Origin of the sequence: Spirillospora albida (assembly GCF_000718255.1) — a bacterium.
Taxonomy (GTDB): Bacteria; Actinomycetota; Actinomycetes; order Streptosporangiales; family Streptosporangiaceae; genus Spirillospora; species Spirillospora albida.
Genome location: NZ_JOFJ01000020.1, coordinates 1 through 18,597 on the forward strand (window position 1 = coordinate 1; position 18,597 = coordinate 18,597).

Below are 18,597 nucleotides of genomic sequence, written 5' to 3' on the forward strand. Positions count from 1 at the left end.
CCTGGGTGAAATGCCGCCTCTGTCGTGCCAACGACCTTCCCTTCCGGTTCTCCCCAACCCTAGTTGGGGACCTGTCCGGAAGATCCGGGGCGCCTCAGTTGAGCCTAGTGGGCTTCTCTCAATGCCGCCGGACCGTCTTGTCGGTCATCTTGGCGTAGTGGGCGGTCATCCTGTGCGACTGGTGATCCAGCAGGACGCGGACGACCTCTTGCGGGACGTCCCGCTTGATGAGGCGGCAGGCGAAGGAGGTGTGCCGCGACTGGTGGGGGTCAGCTTCTATCTGGCCGCCGTGCTCGTCCTTGACCTCGCAGCTGTCCAGCCAGCGGTTCAGCCGTGGCACGGAAGCTGTTGGAGTTGCCTGAGATCTCCTCGGTGGCGTTGAAGTGCGGCCGCGGGGAACAGCAGCGGAATGCCGTCCGGCCAGCGCTGCAGCACCCGGCTCTGCTGCTCGGAGAACTCGTCCTGCAGTTCCTCGTCAATGGGACGGCTTGGTTATGAAGTAGTGCAGGTAAGGGGCGCATTGGCCGGCGTCCAGGGAGGTAGTTGAACCCGGCTGGCCGGGTCGGGCCAGGTTGCCGGGCGACTCGATCTGGCCATGACGCACTCGACCAGACGGCGGCTGATCTTCTTAGGGACCGGGCGGGTGTCGCCGGGGAAGAAGGTCGCGGTGCCAGGAATTGTGTCGCCCCAGCCGTGGCGTCGGATGGCCGCAGGAAGGTGTTGAAGCTGGCCAATTTGCCACATATGCTCGGCCATCGAATAGCCCACCAGCCGCCGAGGGCCTATGCCGATCACGGTGGCCAGGAACATCCACCGGCCTGCGGCCGTTCGCCGACCGGGTCATCGACGCCCTCCCCTCGACGGTGTATGCCGGAGCGGCACGGCGCCGGGCCAGTCCTGCACGGGACACGTCGCAACTGAGAGGTCGAGGCGTCGGTGTCGCGGTCCGGCACCATGGACGGCTGGAGCAGCACAAGGATCGCGGACTGGATGCGTTTCGCCTTGATCTCGTTCCATACCATCTGCGGCTCTTTGGCCAGGTTGACGAGATTATGGATTCCGCCTGAGAAGTCATCGCCTGCGTTGTGGCGGCATGGCGTGGCCGGATCGGACCAGGGGACGCCCGGTGGAGGTCGGGGATGCAGGTGGGTGCGGGACCGAATTGGGGTGTTAAGTCGGGTATCTCTCATCATGTTGTGGTGAAGGGGGCGCGGGGCGGGCTTCGGCTCTTTACCCTGGGCGAGTAGTGGCATCTACCCCCGACGAGCCCGATGACGAACGACCGCCCCGGGCGTTCCCGCCCCCCACCTGAGACACCCAGGGGTCTTGCGACGTGACGGACATGCCGAGCGGGTCCGCGATGGCGCGGCTCACCCAGGCCGACCGCGTGCACGTGGGCTGGCGGTACGCGCAGGTGCATCCGGATCCCGGGCCGCCGCCCGAGCCGCCCGCGCGGCCCGAGCGCGTCCATGCGCCGGCGGCGCGTCCCCTGGGCGACCAGTTCGCCGGGCGGCCGCTGCGGACGGCGGCGGGCGGGACGGTCGGCTTCGTCGTGCTGTTCCTCGTCTGCGGGATCGCCGGGGTCATCCCGTGGGCGTTCGCCGGGATCGCGCTGCTCGCCTGCGTGGTCGTCCTCGCGATCACGGTGGGGAACCTGTGGCGGGACGAGCGGGGCGTCCGGGAGAGGCTCGCGCGGGAGCGGGACGAGGCCGAGCGGGCGCGGGCCGCCGAGGAGCGGGGGCGCGTCGCGGCCGAGAAGGCGTACCGGGAGGCGCGGGCCGAGTGGGAGCGGTGCCGTCGCCTGTACGAGAGCCAGCGCGAGTGGTATCCCGTGGCCGTGCCGCCGGGCGTCGACCGGGTCGACGTGGTCGGCGGGACCCTCTCCGGCTGGTCGGCGGCCGTCACGACGATGGGCGCGGCGCGGCTGGCCGTTGGGGCCAGGCTCACCGTCATCGACCTGTCGGAGGGGGCCGTCGCGCACGACCTGCTGCGGCTCGCCGCCGACCGGGGCGACGATCCGCTCGTGTGGGTGCTGCCCGCCGACCTCCCGAGGCTGGACGTGACGCGGGGGCTGCGGGCCGAGGCGCTCGCCGACGTCCTGTCGCTCGTGGTCGGCGCGGGCGAGGAGGAGGGCGGCACCCGGGACCTGTCGTTCGACAACTCCATCCTGGAGCGGCTCATCGAGGTCCTCGGGGAGGACGTCACGATCCCGCGCATCACGGCGGCGCTGCGGGTCCTCGCGCAGGTGGGCGACCCCCGGGACGACCTCCGGAAGGGGCTGCTCACGGATGAGCAACTGGAGCGCGTCACGACGCTGTTCGGACGGGACGCCACCGACCGGATCGTGGTGCGGCGGGCCTGGGCGCTGGAGGCGCAGCTCAGGAAGCTGGAAAAGCTCGCGACCGAGCCTGTGCGGCTGCCGCCGTCCCGGCTGCATGTCGTGTCGATGGATCGGCGGGCCGGGGTGCTGACCAATCGCATTCTCGGCACGTACGTCACCACCGCGTTGACGCACCGGATCCGGGAGGCGCCTCCCGGCGGACGCTGGGACCACACGCTGTTCCTCTGCGGTGCCGAGAAGCTGCGCGGGGACGTCCTGGATCGGCTCATCGACGCGTGCGAGGCCACCGGCACCGGGCTGGTCTTGATGTACCGGTCCATTCCGCGGCATGTGCGGGAGCGGCTCGGGCGGCGGGGGCACGCGGCCGTCGGGTTCATGCGGCTCGGCAACCCCGAGGACGCGCGGGTCGCCGCCGAGCACATCGGGGCCGGCCAGCCGCTGCTGGTCGCCGAGATCACCGACGCGGCGGGGGAGACGCTGTTCGACGTCGCGGGGGAGAGCTACGCCAGCACCGTCGCGTACGCGCGGCCGCGCGGGGACGGGCTCACCGATCCGGTGTGGTCGCCGCTGCCCGCGCCCGCCGCCGACGACTCCGTCCTGGTCGAGGGCATCAGCTCCGCGACCGCCTGGGGCCGGACGGTCGCCGCCGGGAACGCGGAGAAGCAGCGGTTCCGCGAACTGCTCATCGAACCCCCGCAGCTGCAGGAACTGCCGCCGACCGCCATGGTCTTCACCCATTCCGGCACCGCCGGGCGCCGGACGCTCCTCGTCGACGCCAACCCGGGCATCATCACGCTGCCCACCGCCCACTCGATGGAGTTCGAGGAGCAGGTGCCCGAGGACGAGGCGCCGGACGAACCCGAACCGATCGAACCCGCGCCGGAGGAGCCCGTGCCGGAGGTGCCGCGGGCCCGGCACGCCCTGCCGCGCGGTACGCGGCCCACCCGGATCGTCCGCAAGGCGAGCGGGCGCCACAAGGCCGATCCGCCGTCCTGATGCGGCCCCCGGTGGCGCCGGAACGTCCGGCGGGGACAGGATGCAAAGGTGACAACGCCCCCCTATCCGCGGTTTCCCGCCATGCGTGAGCCCGTCCCGGACGGGCCGGGCCTGCCCGGTCCCTGGTACCGGATCCTGGCGATCCCGGCGCCGCAGCGGGAGTCGTCCGCCGAGAGCGACTTCGTCAGCGTGCTGCCCGCCGCGCTGTCGGCGGCGCGGCTGCGGCGGCCGTTCGTCGTCGGCTGGCTGTCCGGCGGGAGCGGGGCGCCGCTGGAGCTGATCACCAACGCGGGTCCGGTCGGCGGGTCAGGCGAGGGGCTGCTGTTCCCGAGCGGCGCGCGGGGCGTCCCGATCACGGACGCGTGGCTGCGGCGCGCCGAGCGCATGGCGTGGACGCGCTGCCCCGGCCGGCTCGCCCCCCAGTCCGGCGCCATGGACGCGGGGGCCGGGCTGTTCGAGTCGACGCTGGTCACGCTGATGGAGCGGCCGTTCGGGTGGTTCGTCGTCGCCGACCCGTGCGATGAGCGGATGATCGACACCGAGATGCGGGAGCTGCACCACGAGCTGCGGATGCTGCGCCGCGGCGAGGACGAGCAGGCCCGGCTCGCCGTCGCCCGCGCCGACCGGCGGCTCGCGGAGCTGGACGCGTTCCGGGAGGCGGGGCTCTGGCGGGTCCGGGTCGTCGCGGGCGCCGCCACGCAGGCCGAGCTGAGCGAGATCGCGCCCGTCCTCGTCGGGTCGATGGAGCTCGGCCACCACCCGTACCGGCTGCGGTCCGGGCACGGCGGCGGGACGTTCGCCGAGACGCTGCGGCCCGGCGCCGAGCCCGCGTCGCCGCGGCCTATGTCGGAGCAGGAGCAGCGCTTCCCGTTCACCGCGACGGCGGGCGCGCTCGCCGCGCTGGCGGGCCTGCCGCGCCGCGAGGTGCCCGGCCTGCGCGTCCTGGACGCGGGGTACTTCGACGTCACGTCCGAGACCGAGGCCGCGACGAACGAGCCGCAGATCGAGCTCGGCGCGATCCTCGACGGCCAGGACCGGCAGGTCGGCCGGTTCACGGTGCCGCGCTCCACCATCAACCGGCACGTGTTCGTGACCGGCGCCACGGGCGCGGGCAAGTCGCAGACCGTCCGGCACCTGCTGGAGCAGCTCACGCGGGCGGGCATCCCGTGGCTGGCGATCGAGCCGGCGAAGTCGGAGTACGCGGCGATGGCGGGCCGCGTCGCCGACCTCGGCGGGCGCGTCACGGTGGTGAACCCGTCCGACCCGGCGTCGGTGCCGCTGTCGGTGAACCCGCTCGCGCCCGAGCCGGGCTATCCCGTCCAGGCGCACATCGACATGGTCCGCGCGCTGTTCCAGGCGGCGTTCGACGCGCAGGAGCCGTTCCCCCAGATCATGGCGCAGGCCCTCCAGCGCGTCTACGAGAACAACGGGTGGGACGTCGTGACCGGCGCGGGGGTGCCCGGGTCGCGCATCGACCCGTCCGTCCCGACGCTGGAGCAGCTGCAGAACGCGGCTCTGCAGGTCATCTCGGACGTGGGTTACGGGCGTGAGCTGATGGCGGACGTCCAGGGGTTCGTGGACGTCCGGCTCCGCTCCCTCCGCATCGGCTCCGCCGGACGGTTCTTCGAGGGGGGCCACCCCGCCGACATCGGGGGAATGCTCCGCGACAACCTCGTCCTCGCCATCGAGGACGTCGCGAACGACGAGGACAAGGCGTTCCTCATGGGGACGCTCATCATCCGCATCGTGGAGCACCTCCGGATGCGGGAGCGGGGCCGCGACCGCGCCACCGGGTCCGCGCTCCGGCACGTCATCGTCATCGAGGAGGCGCACCGGCTGCTGCGCAACCGCGGCCCCGAGCACGGCAGCTCGCACGCCGTCGAGCTGTTCGCCGGGATGCTCGCCGAGATCCGCGCCTACGGCGAGGGCATCATCGTCGCCGAGCAGATCCCGACCAAGCTCGTCCCGGACGTCATCAAGAACACCGCCCTGAAGGTCGTGCACCGGCTGCCCGCGCACGACGACCGCGCGCAGGTCGGCGCGGCGATGAACCTCGACCACGACCAGTCCCGCGAGGTCGTGTCCCTGCGGCCGGGCGTCGCGGCCGTGTTCGCGGACGGCATGGACCGGCCCCTGCGCGTCCGCGTCCCCCTCGGCGAGACCCGCGAGGCCGAGCGGCCCGGATCGCCCCCGCCGGTGGACGGCCGCCGCTCCGCCGCCTGCGGCTGCGAATGCCGCTCCGGCCGCCCCTGCACCCTCTACGAGCTGCGCGAGGCCGACCTCATCGCCGGCCACCCCGACTGGGCGTGGCTGCGGATGTGGGCGGAGACCCTCGTCCTCGCGCATGTCGTGAACCGGCCGGTGCCCGCGGTGCCGCCCGAGCTGGCCCGCACCTGGTCGCGCCTGAAGCCGCGGCTTCGCGAGTGCGCGCTGGCGACCGTCCTGGAGCGGGCCGTGACGCGCCGCTCCCGTGCCCTCCGGACCGCGTTCCCGCCGTCCGACCTCACCGGGACGGTCGCGAACGTCGCGCAGGGCCTTTTGAGCGGAGGATCCCCGGGGACGCCGCCGGGCCCCGCCTGGGTCATCCCGCAACTGCGGTGGCTCCACGAGATGGACCGGCTGTTCCCCTACGGCGGCGGCGCCCCGGACAAGCACGCCCCCGCCCCGGCGCTCGACTACCCGCTCCCCGGCCTGCGCCACCAGCCCGATCCGAGACTGGGTCACCGGCTCCGCGCCCTCCGGCGCCACCCCCTGTCGATGGAGCTGGAGTCCAACCGGCCCCTGGCGTGCATCGCGCTCTACGGGGAGGACGAGCACGCGTCCTTCTACAGCGACCTCGCGGTCATCGCGATCGGCTTCGAGGAGGAGGAGCAGATCGACCACGCCGCCCGGACGATGCACGTGGAGGACTGGCTGGAGCCCGTCCTGAGCTGGGACGAGCGCTTCATCGAGCCGTTCGCCGACCCGTCCGCCGGGCCCACCTTCCCGACCGCCGAGCAACCGGGCCCTAACAGAACCGGTCGGTAACCTACGCGCGGGTGGTCGCAGGCGCTAGTTTCTCCCCCGATCGCGGAACGCTCCGTCCAGCCACCCCCCGGAGGAACCGGCGTTGAGCGCGCAGACGAGTAACGCGGGGCAGGACGAGCCCGCCCCCTTCCACCATGGGCGCGACGCCGGGCCCCGCACCGGCCCGATGCAGAGCCTCACCCGCTATCTGTGCGCGGCCGTCTACCTCGACAACGGCTTCTGCGACACCGTGCTCAAGGAGTACGTCTACGGACGCCATCGCGCGATCGTCCCCTCCGATGGGTACGACCTGGAGCCGGTGATCCGGCACGCCCGGCACGCGCGGCTGCTGCGCCTCGGGCGCGATGCCGCCATCTGCCTGCTGTGGGCCGTGTTCCTGGTCCTCCTGACCTGGCACGCCGTCGCCTACCTCGTCCTCGCCGGCGCCGCCGTCCTCCTGCGCGCGGTCCTCGCCCAGTATCTGAACCGGCGGCTCGCCATCGCCGGGACGCTGGTGGTCGGCCTGCTGCTCCTGCTGGGGTACCTGACGGGTGATCCGGAGCAGGCGGACTCCTTCGGAGAACCGGCCTACTCCCTGGGCGAAGAAGCGTCCGCCACGGGCGGCCCCGGGCCCTGGGACGTGCTGTGGCTCCTGCTGATCCATCTGGCCTTCACCGCCGTGTCCAGCGGGCACGTCGCGGTCGTGTACCGGGTCCTCGCCCGCCGGCTCGCCCCCGGGGCGCACGGCCCCGGCCCGGCCGCCGGCGGTGAGCGGTTCGCGCGCGCCCTGGCGAGGGTCCGCGCGTCCCAGACCGGCAACGTGACCCTCTACGCCGGCGACAACCCCTTCCTCGGCACCGGCCACCCGAAGTCGCCGGGTTCCCGGGTCTGGTCCATCGTCCTGGAACTCGACCGGACCGGCGGCCCCGAACCCGGCCTGGTCCCGCGGCCGGTCGACCCGTGGGTCATGCACGAACGCGTCCGGGCCCGGCTGGACGAGATGCGCGACGAGACGGCCGCCACCGCCAAGCCGCCGCTGCCGGAGAACGAGCGGATCGGCGGGCTCGTCATCCGCTGGCACATCGCCGCCCCCGGCACCTGCGTGCAGCGCACGCGGCCGGTCGGTCCGAGCGACCAGAGCCCCTACAGCGGGCACCCGCTCATCGACCCCGCCTCGTGGCTGCCCTTCTCGTCCGCGACCGACGCCGCCGTCGAGGCGATCGTGCGGCATCCGCAGGCCGGGATGCGGGCCTTCCAGCGCGTCACCGTCGCCGGTCCGGGCCAGGCCGTCCGCGGCCGGGACGGCGCCGTCCTCGCCCCCGCCGAGGAGCAGGACACCGTGCTCACGGTCTTCCTCCACCTCGCCGTCGAGGGGCGCATGCTGTACGGGCAGTTCGCCGCCACCGTGCTGCCGCCGATCCGGCCGGTCTACAAGATCGTGGACGCCATGCCCGGCTGGCGGTCGTCCACTCTGCTGCCGAACGCGCTGCGCGCCGGGAGCGCGGTCGCCTTCGCCGCGTCCGCGCTCGCGGTGCCGCGGCTGGCCGGAGTCCTCGGCCAGATCCTCGGCGACTCCTTCTCGTCCGACTTCGGCGCGGACCCCGCCGACGAGCTCGTCCACGACTACGGCGCGACGCTCAGCGTCCGCGAGGCGACGGCCGACGCGAAGCTGGCCGACTTCTTCCAGGAGTTCGACGTCGACAAGTACGCGCGCCTCATCGAGCGCCGCGTCAACGAGGCCGTGCTCGACTACCTCGCCCGCGAGTGCGGCGTGGACGTGTCCGCCTACCGCGACCAGGCCGCGATGATCATGAACAACGGCGTGATCATGCACGGCGGGAGCATCAGCGGCCAGGTCGCCGTGGGCGGCCGGGTCGAGCAGAGGCAGCAACCTCGCATCAACCCGTAGGAGCGACGACATGAACCAGCCCGGCGACCGGGGCATCAGCATCGGCGGGCACGCCAGTGTGTCCGGCCAGATCGCGACCGGCGACAACGTCACCCAGAACCAGCAGGTCAACGCGGCGTCACCGGCGGCCGTCACCGAGGCGCTCGCCCTCGTCGGACGGCTTCTCGACGCGCACGCCGCCGAGCTGCCCGAACCGGACCGCGCCCGCCGCGACCTCGCCGACATCCGCGAGGAGGCCGAGAGCGGCGACCCCGACCCCGAGCGGACCGAAGGCGCCCTGGAACGGCTCGGCCGCCGTGTGGGCGGCGTCGCGGCGCTCGCCGAGGGCGTCCGGCAGCTCACCGCCGCCCTCGGCATGGGCTGACGGCGGTACGGCCCGGCGGCGCCCGCCGGCTCAGATCGTGTCGGCGCCGCGGACGGTCAGGCCCTGCTCCTCGGCGATCGGCGTCCAGTAGCGGATGAACTCCGTCTTGGCGTCGCTGGCGCGCTGGTTGAAGTCCTGCACCTCGTCGTCGGGCGGGCAGCCGGGGGAGGTCTCCACGTAGCGCCGGTTCGACTCGGCCGACGCCTCCAGGGCCCGGACGAGCGCCTCCTTCATCGCGACACCGTCCTCCAGGGCGCTGACGTCGAGGTCTCGGGCCTTCTCCAGCTGCTCCTCGCGCTGCGCGAGGACGCGCCGGAGGGCGCCCGTGTCGCAGCCCTCCTCCACCGCGGTGCCCAGCTCCGAACGGGTCGCCGTCATCTCCTCCAGCAGCCCGTCCACGGCGCGGGCCTGCTCGGCGAGACCGCCCGCGGTGGGCGAGACGGCGCTCTCCGACACCTCACCGCGGCTCGGGACGGTGACGGGCGGTCCGGCCGGGTCGTCCGAGCCGCCCGACGGCCAGAAGATGATCGCCAGGGCGACGGTCAGGAGCGCGACCAGGCCCCCCGCGATCAGAAAGTACGGCGTGCTGCTGCGGCGCCGCGGCGGCGGCTCCCAGATGGTCGGTTCGGCCCAGCGGTCCGGGTCGTCCTGCGGCGGCACGGGGCCGTCCGCGGCGTGGCGCCCCGGCGCCGGCGGCGAGGGCGGCCACGGCTCGCGCGGATCGCCGCCCCACGGCGGCGGCACCGGCCCGCCGACCGAATCGCGCGTGGACGCGCCTTCCAGCCGGCCACCGCACCGGGTGCAGTTCGGCAACGCCGGATTGGTGTCGCTTCCGCACCGCTGGCACCGCATGAAAGCCCCTCATCTGGACGTTCGACGCTGCCAACATACTGTGCCGTGCCCCACCGGACGGGTCCCGTCCGTCCGGTCGCAACCCGGTTGTGATGGTGCGGTCAGACCTGCGTCCAGGCCCGGCGGGGCTGGCCGGTGTCCTTGGCGACGGGGTTCCACAGCGTCACGAACTGCTTCTTGGCGAGCGTCGCGCGGCGCTCGTGCGCGGCGCGTCCGGGGACCTGCGCCGCGCTCGGACGGGGCTTGCCGCGGCAGCTCCCCTGGGTCTGCTGCGCCCAGACGAGCAGCACGCGGTCGACGTCCAGCGACGCCTGCAGCGCCTGCCGGAGCGAGCCGCGGAGCCGCTCACCGCCCGCGAGCCTGTCCAGTTTCAGGTTCTGCGTGCGCTGGATCTGGTTCTGGCGGCGCTGCGCCACGGTCTGGAAGCCCTGGATCGCGGCGGGCAGCGTCTTGCACTTGCCCGCCCCGGCGAGCGCGCGGGCGAGGACCCGGCGGGTCTCGTGGCTGTCGGTCAGCACCGCGTTCATCGCGGCGGCCTGCGCGCGCGCGGCCGCGCTGATCGGGTTCTTCTGCGCGACCGGCTGCTGCTTGCCCGACGACGACGCGGACGGTTGCGCGCCGCTCGCGGGGTCGCCCCCCGACGGCCACGCCACGAACGCGATCGTGACGACGGCGACCGTGACGAGCGCTCCGACCGCGGCGAGGAGCGGCTTGCTCGGGCCGTTGCCGGCGCGGCCGCCGGACGGAGGCGGCGCGAACCCGCCCGGCCCCATGGGCGGCCCCATCGGGCCCTGCTGGAACTGCGGCCCGCCGAACTGCGGCCCGCCGAACTGCGGCCCGCCGAACCGAGGCTCGCCGAACCGAGGCTGGTCGAGCCGGGTCTGGTCGAAGCCCGGGTTCATGCCGAACGGCGCCCCGCTCTGCGGGACACCGCCCATCATCGGGCCGGGGGTGATCTGCGTCGCGCCGTCCATCGCCGGGCCGCCGGGCTGCGGCGGCAGGATCTGGGTGCCGCCGGTGTCACCGGACGGCCTGCGCGGCTGCGCGAACCACGACTCCGGGACGATCGACTCCGGCGCCTCGGGCTCCCGGACCGGCAGCGACCCGAACGTCGGCGCGGGCGGCGCGCTGTTCCACGCGGGCGCCGGGGTGCCGGCCTGCGGGGTCGGCGGGTCGGCGTCGGGGTCGAACGTCCACGCCGCGGTCGACTCGGGGTCGTGGAGCGGCGCCTGCTCCGGCGCCGGGGACGATGCCTCGTACAGCGGGGCGCCCGCCTGCGGCGGGGCCGTCGGCGCGGAGAGCGGAGTGGGCGGCGTCGACCAGGACGGTGCGGGCGGCGGGGCCGCCAGGGTCGGGTCGCCGACCCCCTGGCCGAACGCGTCGCCCTGGCCCGGCGGTGGGCCGAACCCGTCGGCGGGACGCGGCGGGCTGGTCGCCGGGCCGGCCGAATAGACGTCGATGGGCGCGTCGCAGTTCGAACACGTGCCGAGCGTCCCGGGCGTGTGATGGCCGCACGTCGGACACTGCATCGCTCAGACCTCGCAATATCGGCGCTTCGCCCGTGCTCGCGATCCGTCCCGCCGCCGGCGGCAGGGACGCTTCCCCGTAAAACAGCACGGCTCCCGACAAACGTAGTGGGTAACGCCGTCCTCGGCTGCCGGGCCGGGATATCGGCGTACCTCAGTCGGGGCTGGCACCGAATCACGACATGTCGCTCAAGGTCAAGAAGCGTCCCGCCGGTTTACCCGACCCCCTGTGATCCTCGTCATATTCTACGGGCGCCGTGTCCGGCCGGGCGGGGTCGCGCCGATCCGGGCTCCCGAACGGCTAGGCTCAAAGCGGTTCTTTCGGTGCGGAGCCCGAGGCCCGGCACAACAGAGAAGACGGAGTCCATGAGCGATCTTCCGCTGCGTTCGCAGCTGGCCGTCGCGCTCGGTCGCACGGCCGCGAAGATGTCCCGGCTTGCGGGCCGCGGCGACGGTTCGGTGATCGGAGGGCGGATCGGCCTCCGGCTCGACCCCGAGCTGCTGACCCGCCTCGCCAAGGACCGCAAGCTCGTCCTCGTCAGCGCCACCAACGGCAAGACGACGACGACCCGGCTCATCACCTCGGCGATGACGCCGCTCGGCGAGGTCGCGACGAACGCGTTCGGCGCGAACATGCCGACCGGGCACGTGTCGGCGCTCGCGTCCGCGCCCGGCGCCCACTACGGCGTCCTGGAGTGTGACGAGAAGTACGTCCCGATGGTCCTGCGGGAGACCGGCGCGAACGTCGTCGCGCTGATGAACCTCAGCCGCGACCAGATGGACCGCGCCGCCGAGATCTGGCTGCTGGCGGGCAAGTGGCGCCGCGCGCTGGAGGCGTCCCCGCAGAGCCACGTCATCGCCAACTGCGACGACCCGCTCGTGACATGGGGGGCGTCCACCGCCAAGAGCGTCACCTGGGTCGCCGCGGGCCAGCACTGGCGCGAGGACTCCTGGTGCTGCCCCGAGTGCGGCGGCCCCCTCGACCGCCGCGACACCGAAGAGGACAGCGACTGGGCCTGCCGCCAGTGCCACTTCCGGCGGCCCCGCCCCGACTGGACCCTCAAGGGCGACCAGATCACCGACCCGCAGGGCCGCGTGTTCCCGCTCACCGGCCTGTCGCTGCCCGGCCGCGCGAACCGGTCGAACGCGCTGGTCGCGCTCGCCGTCGTCGCGCAGTTCGGCGTCCCGCCCGAGCAGGCGCTGCCGCTGCTCGCCCAGGTCACGTCGGTCGCCGGCCGGTACACGACCGTCGAGCACCAGGGCCGGACGATGCGGCTGCTGCTGTCGAAGAACCCGGCGGGCTGGCTGGAGGCGTTCGACGTCCTGCAGCCCGCGCCCGGCCCGGTCGCCCTGTCGATCAACGCGCAGGGCCCGGACGGCCGCGACACGTCCTGGCTCTGGGACGTCGACTACCGCATCCTGCGCGGCCGCCCCGTCTGGGTGACGGGCGAGCGCCGCGTCGACCTCGCCGCCCGGCTGGAGGCCGCCGAGGTGTCCTTCACGGTCGTGGACGACATCGACCAGGCGGTCATGTCCGTCCCGCCCGGCCACCTCGACATCATCGCCAACTACACCGCCTTCCAGAGCATCCGAACGAGGTACGGCCGTGTCGTCTGACCGCATCAAGATCGTCTGGATCTACCCGGACCTGCTCAGCACCTACGGCGACCAGGGCAACACGATCGTCCTGGAGCGCCGCGCCGCCCTGCGCGGCATCCCGACGCAGACCGTCAGCCTGCGCTCGGACGAGCCCGTCCCCGCCGACGGCGACATCTACCTCCTCGGCGGCGGCGAGGACCGCCCGCAGATCCTCGCCGCACAGCGCCTGCGCGGCGACGGCGGCCTCGCGCGCGCCGTCCAGTCCGGCGCCGTCGTGTTCGCGGTCTGCGCCGGCTACCAGCTGCTCGGCCACGAGTTCGGCGGCGAGGAGGGCCAGCCCGTCCAGGGCCTCGGCCTGCTCGACATCCGCTCCACCAGGGGTGAGCAGCGCGCCGTCGGCGAGATCGTCGGGGATGTCGCCGCCGAGCTGAACGTCCCGCGCATCACCGGCTTCGAGAACCACCAGGGCGTCACGCACCTCGGCCCGAACGCCCGCCCGTTCGCGCAGGTCGTCCACGGCGTCGGCAACGGCGACGGTTTCGAGGGCGCCTACCGGGGCCGCGTGCTCGGCACGTACATGCACGGCCCGGCGCTCGTCCGGAACCCCGGCCTGGCCGACCTGCTGCTGCGCTGGGCGGTGGGCCGCGACCTGCAGCCCATCGACGACTCCTGGGCCGGCCGCCTCCGCGAGGAACGCCTCAACGCCGTCATGGGCTAGCCGATCCGCCGGAGGCCGGGCGCGTCCCCCTACGATGAAGATCGCGATCACAATCATCAGGAGGCGTTCATGTCCGAGGTGACCTTCAAGGGCAGCCCGGTCGACGTCGGCGGGACCTTTCCCGCCGTCGGCGGCACCGCGCCCGGCTTCACGCTCGTCGGTGCGGACCTGTCGGAGAAGTCCCTGAGCGACTTCTCCGGCACCAAGGTCCTCAACATCTTCCCCAGCATCGACACCGGAGTGTGCGCGGCGTCCGTCCGCCGCTTCAACGAGGTGGCCGCCGAGCACCCGGACGTCACGGTCCTCTGCATCTCCGCCGACCTGCCGTTCGCGCAGAAGCGCTTCTGCGGCGCCGAGGGGCTGGAGAACGTGACGACGCTGTCCCTCATGCGCGGCCGCGAGTTCCTGGCCGACTACGGCGTCGCCCAGCAGAGCGGCCCCCTCGCGGGCCTCGCCGCCCGCGCCGTGATCATCGTGGACGGCGACGGCAAGGTCGTCTACACCGAGCTCGTCCCGGAGATCACCCAGGAGCCCGACTACGACGGCGCCCTCGCCGCGCTCAAGTAGTCCCTTGCCCGGTGGCGCCGCCCGGCGGCGCCACCGCGGCGGCCCGGGAGGCGACCGGTCAGCGCTTGAGGGCCGCCACCAGCACCCGGAACGCCTCCCGGCTGAGCGCGAGATGCCCGCCCTCCGGATCCTTGCTGTCACGCACACCGACGCACGGGCCGACCCGGCCAACCTCGACGCAGTTGCCGCCGGTGTCGGTGCTGCGGGACGCCTTGCGCCACGCGATCATGCTCGAGTCCACGTCGAGCCTCCTATGTCCAGTAGTCCCTGCCGGCGGCGCCACCGCGGCGGCCCGGGAGGTGAGCGCTCAGCGCTTGAGATCCGCCACCAGCACCCGGAACGCCTCCCGGCTGAGCGCGAGATGCCCGCCCTCCGGATCCTTGCTGTCACGCACACCGACGCAGCGAGGGCTTGAGGCCACCTCCACGCATTCGCCTCCGGTGCCGCCGCTGTGGCTGCTCTTGCGCCAGGTTGCCGTGCTCAAGTCCATCGTTCTGCTTGTACCTTCCGAATGAAGTCAAGTGACTGGTCTTGGGGGAGAGCCAAAGCGCGGACTTCTCGGAGCGCCCGGCGCAGGGCGATCAGGTCGTCGTACTCCTCCAGGGTGAACCCGCGAGCCGGGCTCTCGATGTACGCGATCTCGCGCACGTCTTCCGTCGTGGCGATCGTGAACGAACTGATGCTACCGAGGTGGTCGCCCCGCATCGGAACGATGTGCAGTGTCACTCCCAGCTTCTTGGGAGCCTCCAGCAGGTGCTCGCATTGCTCCCGCATGATCTGCGGGTTTCCGACCTTCCGTAGAAGAACCGCCTCGTCCATCAGGAAAGTGCAACCGGGCGGCGGCGGATTCTCCCTCCGTAAGATGTTCTGCCGCGCGAGGCGCTCGTCCACCTTCTCCTTATCGCCGTAGAGGACCACCGTCGCGTAGGACGGTGTCTGCAGCAGGCCGTGGACGAGCGAGAGACTGTAGGACGTCAGTTCGCATGCGGTCTCCTCCACGGGCAGCCACTCGTACCAGGTGGGGAATTCGGCGCCCTTGACGCAGTCCTCCCAGAGTTCCACGAGGTCGCCGTTCGCTCCGAGTTCGCGATCCATCGCCTCTGCGAACTCCCTGGTGCAGCGTGTCCGGCCCGTCTCCACCTGGCCGATGTACTGCGATGTGACGCCCTGCCCGTCATGAGCCCGGCGCGCGACGTTCTCCTGGCTCCATCCCTTGGCTTCCCGGAACCTGCGGAATCTGCGCCCGAACGTGATCAGGCCGGGACTGACCTTCGCCTTCGTTCGCCGTGGTGCCATGCACGCATGGTCTCCAACCTCGACACAAGCGGCCACCAAGTCGGCGAACTCGATCAAGGGCGATTCTCAGGGGCGACCTGTGCTTCGTGACGCAGAGCGATGGGGTCGTGCCTGAATGGGCGCACGAAACGGCTACGTTGCGGAGGCGGAGCAATGCCGGTGACAGCCATGGCGCCCGAGGTGCCGACGATCGTCCTCGAGGCCACGGAGGAGGCGCCGCGGCTGGCGCGGCGGTTCCTCGCCGAGCGGTTCCGGGAGTGGGGGATCGAGGACGACTACGTGGGACGGCTCGTGGTGTGCGAGCTGGTCACGAACGCGCTGCGGCACGGTGAAGGGCCGATCATCGTCCGCGTCTTCCTGGACGAGGGGGACGGGCGTCCGGTCATCGAGGTCTGGGACGGCGGTGAAGGCCGGCCGGTGGAGTGTCCGGAGGACCACGCCGCCACCGGCGGCCGGGGACTGGTGCTGATGTCACGCCTGGTGCGCGCGTGGGACGTCCGCCCCCTCAACGAGGGCGGCAAGGTCGTCTGGGCGAAGTGCGACCGCTGACCGGTTCTTCGGTCAGCGGGCGCGGGACTCCTCGCGGTCCTTGTCCTTCTTGCGGGACATGCGGATGGAGCCGGCGTGCGCCTTCTCCTCCGGGTGGTGGCGGACGCGGACGAGACTCGCGACCGTCGTGATCGTGAGGATCACCAGGATCACGGCCAGCGAGAGCGGCGTCGGGATCTTCGGGACGGCGTGCGCCACGTCCTCGTGGAGGAAGAGCATGATGAGCTTCACGCCGATGAACGCCAGGATCAGGGAGAGGCCGATCGAGAGGTAGACGAGGCGTTCCAGCAGTCCCTCGATCAGGAAGAACAGGGCCCGCAGCCCGAGGAGCGCGAACGCGTTCGCGGAGAAGACGATGAAGGGCTCCGACGTCACGCCGAAGACCGCGGGAATGGAGTCGAGGGCGAACAGGATGTCGGTGCTGCCGATCGCGATGAAGACGAGGAGCAGGGGCGTCATCACGCGCTGGCCGTCCTCGTGGGCGAGCATTTTCCCGCCGTGGAAATCGGTGCTGACCGGCAGGATCTTGCGCGCCCGGCGGACGAGGAAGCTGTCCTCGACGTCGGGTTCCTCGTTGCGGTGGCGGATCAGCTGAACGGCCGTCCAGATCAGGATCAGCCCGAACAGCAGGAACGTGAACGAGAACAGGCTGACCGCGGCGGCGCCGATCGCGATGAGGATGGTGCGCAGGACGAGCGCGGCGGCGATGCCGAACAGCAGGACCTTCTGCTGGTACTCGGCCGGGACGCTGAACCGCGCCAGGATGATGACGAAGACGAAGAGGTTGTCGACCGACAGGCTCTTCTCGACGATCCAGCCCGCGAAGTACTCGGTGCCCGCCGTGTGGCCGATGAACGCCCATACCGCGACGCCGAAGAGGACCGCGACGCCGATGTAGAAGACGGACCAGAAGGTGGCCTCGCGCAGGCCGACCGCGTGCGGGCGCCGGACGGCCACGAGCAGGTCGAGGACGAAGAGGAAGACGATCAGGCCGATCGTCGCCGCCCAGGCCCAGCCGGGTATGTCGACCATGGCGGCTCCTCACGACGCGGGGATGTCGGCACACTCATTTCCGTTCTGAGGGAGATCAACCGATCGCGATGACTTTCGGGGCGCGTGACGGTCGGTCTCGGCAGGAGGTGCAGGATGAAGGTCGAACTGGACGCCCGGTACAGCTCGGAGGGCGCCGAGGCCGTCGAATGGGACGTCACGCGGGAGCGGCTCGCGGCCGCGGAGACGTACTGGCTCAGCACCGTCCGGCCGGACGGGCGACCTCACGTGACGCCGCTCATCGCCGTGTGGATGGACGACGCCCTCTATTTCTCCACGGGCGCCGAGGAGCGCAAGGCGAGGAACCTCGATGAGAACCCGAACTGCGTCATGACGACCGGATGCAATCGCATGGGCGACGGCCTCGACATCGTCGTGGAGGGCCGCGCCGCCCGCGTCCGGGACGAGGAGAGACTGCGGCGCCTCGCGGCGGCGCACGTCGAGAAGTACGGCGAGGACTGGTCGTACTCCGTGCAGGACGGTGACTTCGTCCATGAGGGGCATGTCGCGCGGGTGTACGAGATCGTCCCGGCCACCGTCTTCGGCTTCGGGAAGGGCGGGTTCAGCCAGACCCGCTACCGCTTTCAGTAGACGAGGGCCTGGACGTCGTCCTTGGTGATCTCTTCGACGAAGGTCGGGGCGCCGGCGATGCGGACGCCGGGGAGGACGTCGTCCGGGCCGATGTCCCGGCGGGCCGCGCACTGGGTGCAGAGGGTCACCTGGCCGGCGGTGAGGACGACCGAGAGCAGATCGTCGAGGGGCGTCGCGTGGGCGAGCTCGAAGCCTGCGGCGCGGCCGGGAAGCGCGAACCAGGACGCCTCGCCGGTGAGCCACAGCGAGACCGCCACGCCGCTCACCGCGGCGGCGGCCGCGACCGTGAACGCCTGGTTGCACCGTTCCGGGGCGTCGGCGCCCGCGGTCACCTTGATCACCAGTGGTCTCGCCATAGCCCGAACTCTAGACCTGGGCGGAGTAGCATCCGTGAGGTGGGCGGCATGGTGAACGCGGGTGTCCTGGTCGTGGTCCTCGGGCTGGTGGCGGTGGCCGCCGTGCTGCTCGTGGTGCGGCTGAGCCGGTTGAAGTGACGGGCCGGCCGAGGTGGCGCCTCAGGTGATGTGGTCCACGATGACGAGCAGCGCGGCGAGCGCGACGAGCAGCGCGCCGGTGCCGTAGCCGACCGCCATGAACAGCACCGCGCGGCGCCGGTAGGCGCGCGCGTCCCGGGTGCTGATCGTGTACTGGCCGATCTCCGGGTCCTTTCCGATGGTGCCGTTGGCCGACGTCCCGAGGACGTAGACGGACGTTCCGGCGGGCAGCGTCCACTCCTCGTAGTGGTACTCGCCGACCTCGCCCGAGGTGCCCGGGAGGGTGCCGTTGGTCGCCCGGCGCTCGTCGAAGGTCCGCACCGGGCCGTCCATGAAGGCGTGCTCGGGATGGATGGCGAGGCGGCCGGTGTGATCCTCCAGGTAGAAGGGCGCGTCGGACTTCTCGTCCAGGAACGTGTTCTTGCCGCTCGGCGTCTTAGCCGTGGCGCGGACGCGGTACCAGGCGCAGGGCGTCCCGGAGAAGGGCGCCGGCCGGAGGGGGACGGCCGTTCCGACGAGGTCGCAGGGGGAGCCGGGGGCGGGCAGGGACGCGCAGGTGGCGCGCGCCGCGCGGCGCATGGACCGGTGGCGGACGCGCCACACCCAGCCCACCGCGAGGAACACGGCGGCGAACAGCGCGATGACGATGACGATGACGCTCACCCGACCGATGCTGCGCGCCGGGACGCGCTTGCGCCAGGGACGCGGGTCCCCTCCCGCCGGGACACCGGCGCGGGCC

At 72.3% G+C, this 18,597-nt stretch carries 18 protein-coding genes; 9 read left to right on the forward strand and 9 right to left on the reverse strand.

The annotated features are described in order from the left end of the window. Positions 1-118: 118 nt before the first annotated feature. Positions 119-340: a tyrosine-type recombinase/integrase gene (locus IE99_RS0123495; protein ID WP_030174902.1), complete on the reverse strand. Its 222-nt coding sequence runs from the start codon at positions 338-340 to the stop codon at positions 119-121. 1,002 nt (positions 341-1,342) lie between these two features. Between IE99_RS0123495 and IE99_RS0123500 the strand changes: the two genes are divergently transcribed. The 4 genes from IE99_RS0123500 to IE99_RS0123515 all read left to right on the forward strand — a co-directional run bounded on the left by IE99_RS0123500 (position 1,343) and on the right by IE99_RS0123515 (position 8,616). Further along, positions 1,343-3,337 (forward strand): type IV secretory system conjugative DNA transfer family protein, encoded by a 1,995-nt coding sequence (locus IE99_RS0123500; protein ID WP_084219881.1) that lies wholly within the window; start codon positions 1,343-1,345, stop codon positions 3,335-3,337. 81 nt (positions 3,338-3,418) lie between these two features. After that, entirely contained in the window at positions 3,419-6,364 is a 2,946-nt protein-coding gene (locus IE99_RS0123505) for an ATP-binding protein (RefSeq protein ID WP_051713107.1), read from the forward strand. Between the two features lie 82 nt (positions 6,365-6,446). Next, positions 6,447-8,252, forward strand: coding sequence for a hypothetical protein (locus tag IE99_RS0123510; RefSeq protein WP_030174911.1), 1,806 nt, complete (start codon positions 6,447-6,449; stop codon positions 8,250-8,252). A gap of 10 nt (positions 8,253-8,262) precedes the next feature. Continuing rightward, entirely contained in the window at positions 8,263-8,616 is a 354-nt protein-coding gene (locus tag IE99_RS0123515; protein WP_030174914.1) for a DUF5955 family protein, read from the forward strand. Positions 8,617-8,646: 30 nt separating this feature from the next. On the opposite strand, the gene IE99_RS0123520 is transcribed toward IE99_RS0123515, so the two are convergent. Continuing rightward, positions 8,647-9,429: a hypothetical protein gene (locus tag IE99_RS0123520; RefSeq protein ID WP_157610460.1), complete on the reverse strand. Its 783-nt coding sequence runs from the start codon at positions 9,427-9,429 to the stop codon at positions 8,647-8,649. 140 nt (positions 9,430-9,569) lie between these two features. Then, complete coding sequence (locus IE99_RS0123525) at positions 9,570-10,997, reverse strand: hypothetical protein (RefSeq protein WP_030174920.1); 1,428 nt, start codon at positions 10,995-10,997, stop codon at positions 9,570-9,572. Positions 10,998-11,360: 363 nt separating this feature from the next. On the opposite strand from IE99_RS0123525, the gene IE99_RS0123530 reads away from it, so the two are divergent. The 3 genes from IE99_RS0123530 (at position 11,361) to tpx (ending at position 13,878) form a co-directional block, all read left to right on the forward strand. Beyond that, positions 11,361-12,611, forward strand: coding sequence for a Mur ligase family protein (locus tag IE99_RS0123530; RefSeq protein WP_030174924.1), 1,251 nt, complete (start codon positions 11,361-11,363; stop codon positions 12,609-12,611). Then, the gene (locus IE99_RS0123535; RefSeq protein ID WP_030174927.1) at positions 12,601-13,311 is read left to right on the forward strand and encodes a type 1 glutamine amidotransferase; all 711 of its coding nucleotides are present in this window, start codon (positions 12,601-12,603) and stop codon (positions 13,309-13,311) included. Before IE99_RS0123530 ends, IE99_RS0123535 begins: the two co-directional genes overlap by 11 nt. A 69-nt stretch (positions 13,312-13,380) precedes the next feature. Continuing rightward, positions 13,381-13,878, forward strand: a complete 498-nt coding sequence (tpx, locus tag IE99_RS0123540; protein ID WP_030174930.1) for a thiol peroxidase — start codon at positions 13,381-13,383, stop codon at positions 13,876-13,878. A 58-nt stretch (positions 13,879-13,936) separates the two neighbouring features. On the opposite strand, the gene IE99_RS29690 is transcribed toward tpx, so the two are convergent. The 3 genes from IE99_RS29690 to IE99_RS0123555 form a co-directional block, all read right to left on the reverse strand. After that, complete coding sequence (locus tag IE99_RS29690) at positions 13,937-14,119, reverse strand: DUF397 domain-containing protein (protein ID WP_037559978.1); 183 nt, start codon at positions 14,117-14,119, stop codon at positions 13,937-13,939. A gap of 66 nt (positions 14,120-14,185) precedes the next feature. Beyond that, the gene (locus IE99_RS31460; protein ID WP_084219868.1) at positions 14,186-14,368 is read right to left on the reverse strand and encodes a DUF397 domain-containing protein; all 183 of its coding nucleotides are present in this window, start codon (positions 14,366-14,368) and stop codon (positions 14,186-14,188) included. After that, positions 14,359-15,231: a helix-turn-helix domain-containing protein gene (locus tag IE99_RS0123555; protein WP_030174933.1), complete on the reverse strand. Its 873-nt coding sequence runs from the start codon at positions 15,229-15,231 to the stop codon at positions 14,359-14,361. Before IE99_RS0123555 ends, IE99_RS31460 begins: the two co-directional genes overlap by 10 nt. Before the next feature lie 96 nt (positions 15,232-15,327). Here IE99_RS0123555 and IE99_RS0123560 point away from each other — a divergent pair, with 96 nt between their 5' ends. Then, positions 15,328-15,723 carry an ATP-binding protein gene (locus IE99_RS0123560; RefSeq protein WP_169744474.1) on the forward strand — a complete coding sequence of 132 codons (396 nt, stop codon included), beginning with the start codon at positions 15,328-15,330 and terminating at the stop codon, positions 15,721-15,723. 12 nt (positions 15,724-15,735) lie between these two features. Here IE99_RS0123560 and IE99_RS0123565 read toward each other — a convergent pair whose 3' ends face one another. Then, complete coding sequence (locus IE99_RS0123565; RefSeq protein ID WP_030174939.1) at positions 15,736-16,755, reverse strand: TerC family protein; 1,020 nt, start codon at positions 16,753-16,755, stop codon at positions 15,736-15,738. Between the two features lie 114 nt (positions 16,756-16,869). Here IE99_RS0123565 and IE99_RS0123570 point away from each other — a divergent pair, with 114 nt between their 5' ends. Further along, positions 16,870-17,364: a pyridoxamine 5'-phosphate oxidase family protein gene (locus IE99_RS0123570; RefSeq protein WP_030174942.1), complete on the forward strand. Its 495-nt coding sequence runs from the start codon at positions 16,870-16,872 to the stop codon at positions 17,362-17,364. Here the strand turns inward: IE99_RS0123570 and IE99_RS0123575 are convergent. Together IE99_RS0123575 and IE99_RS0123585 are read right to left on the reverse strand one after the other, a co-directional pair. Continuing rightward, positions 17,358-17,720 (reverse strand): DsrE family protein, encoded by a 363-nt coding sequence (locus IE99_RS0123575; RefSeq protein ID WP_030174945.1) that lies wholly within the window; start codon positions 17,718-17,720, stop codon positions 17,358-17,360. The genes IE99_RS0123570 and IE99_RS0123575 overlap by 7 nt on opposite strands. 159 nt (positions 17,721-17,879) lie before the next feature. Next, positions 17,880-18,521, reverse strand: a complete 642-nt coding sequence (locus IE99_RS0123585) for a GIDE domain-containing protein (RefSeq protein ID WP_030174949.1) — start codon at positions 18,519-18,521, stop codon at positions 17,880-17,882. Between the last annotated feature and the right edge of the window lie 76 nt (positions 18,522-18,597).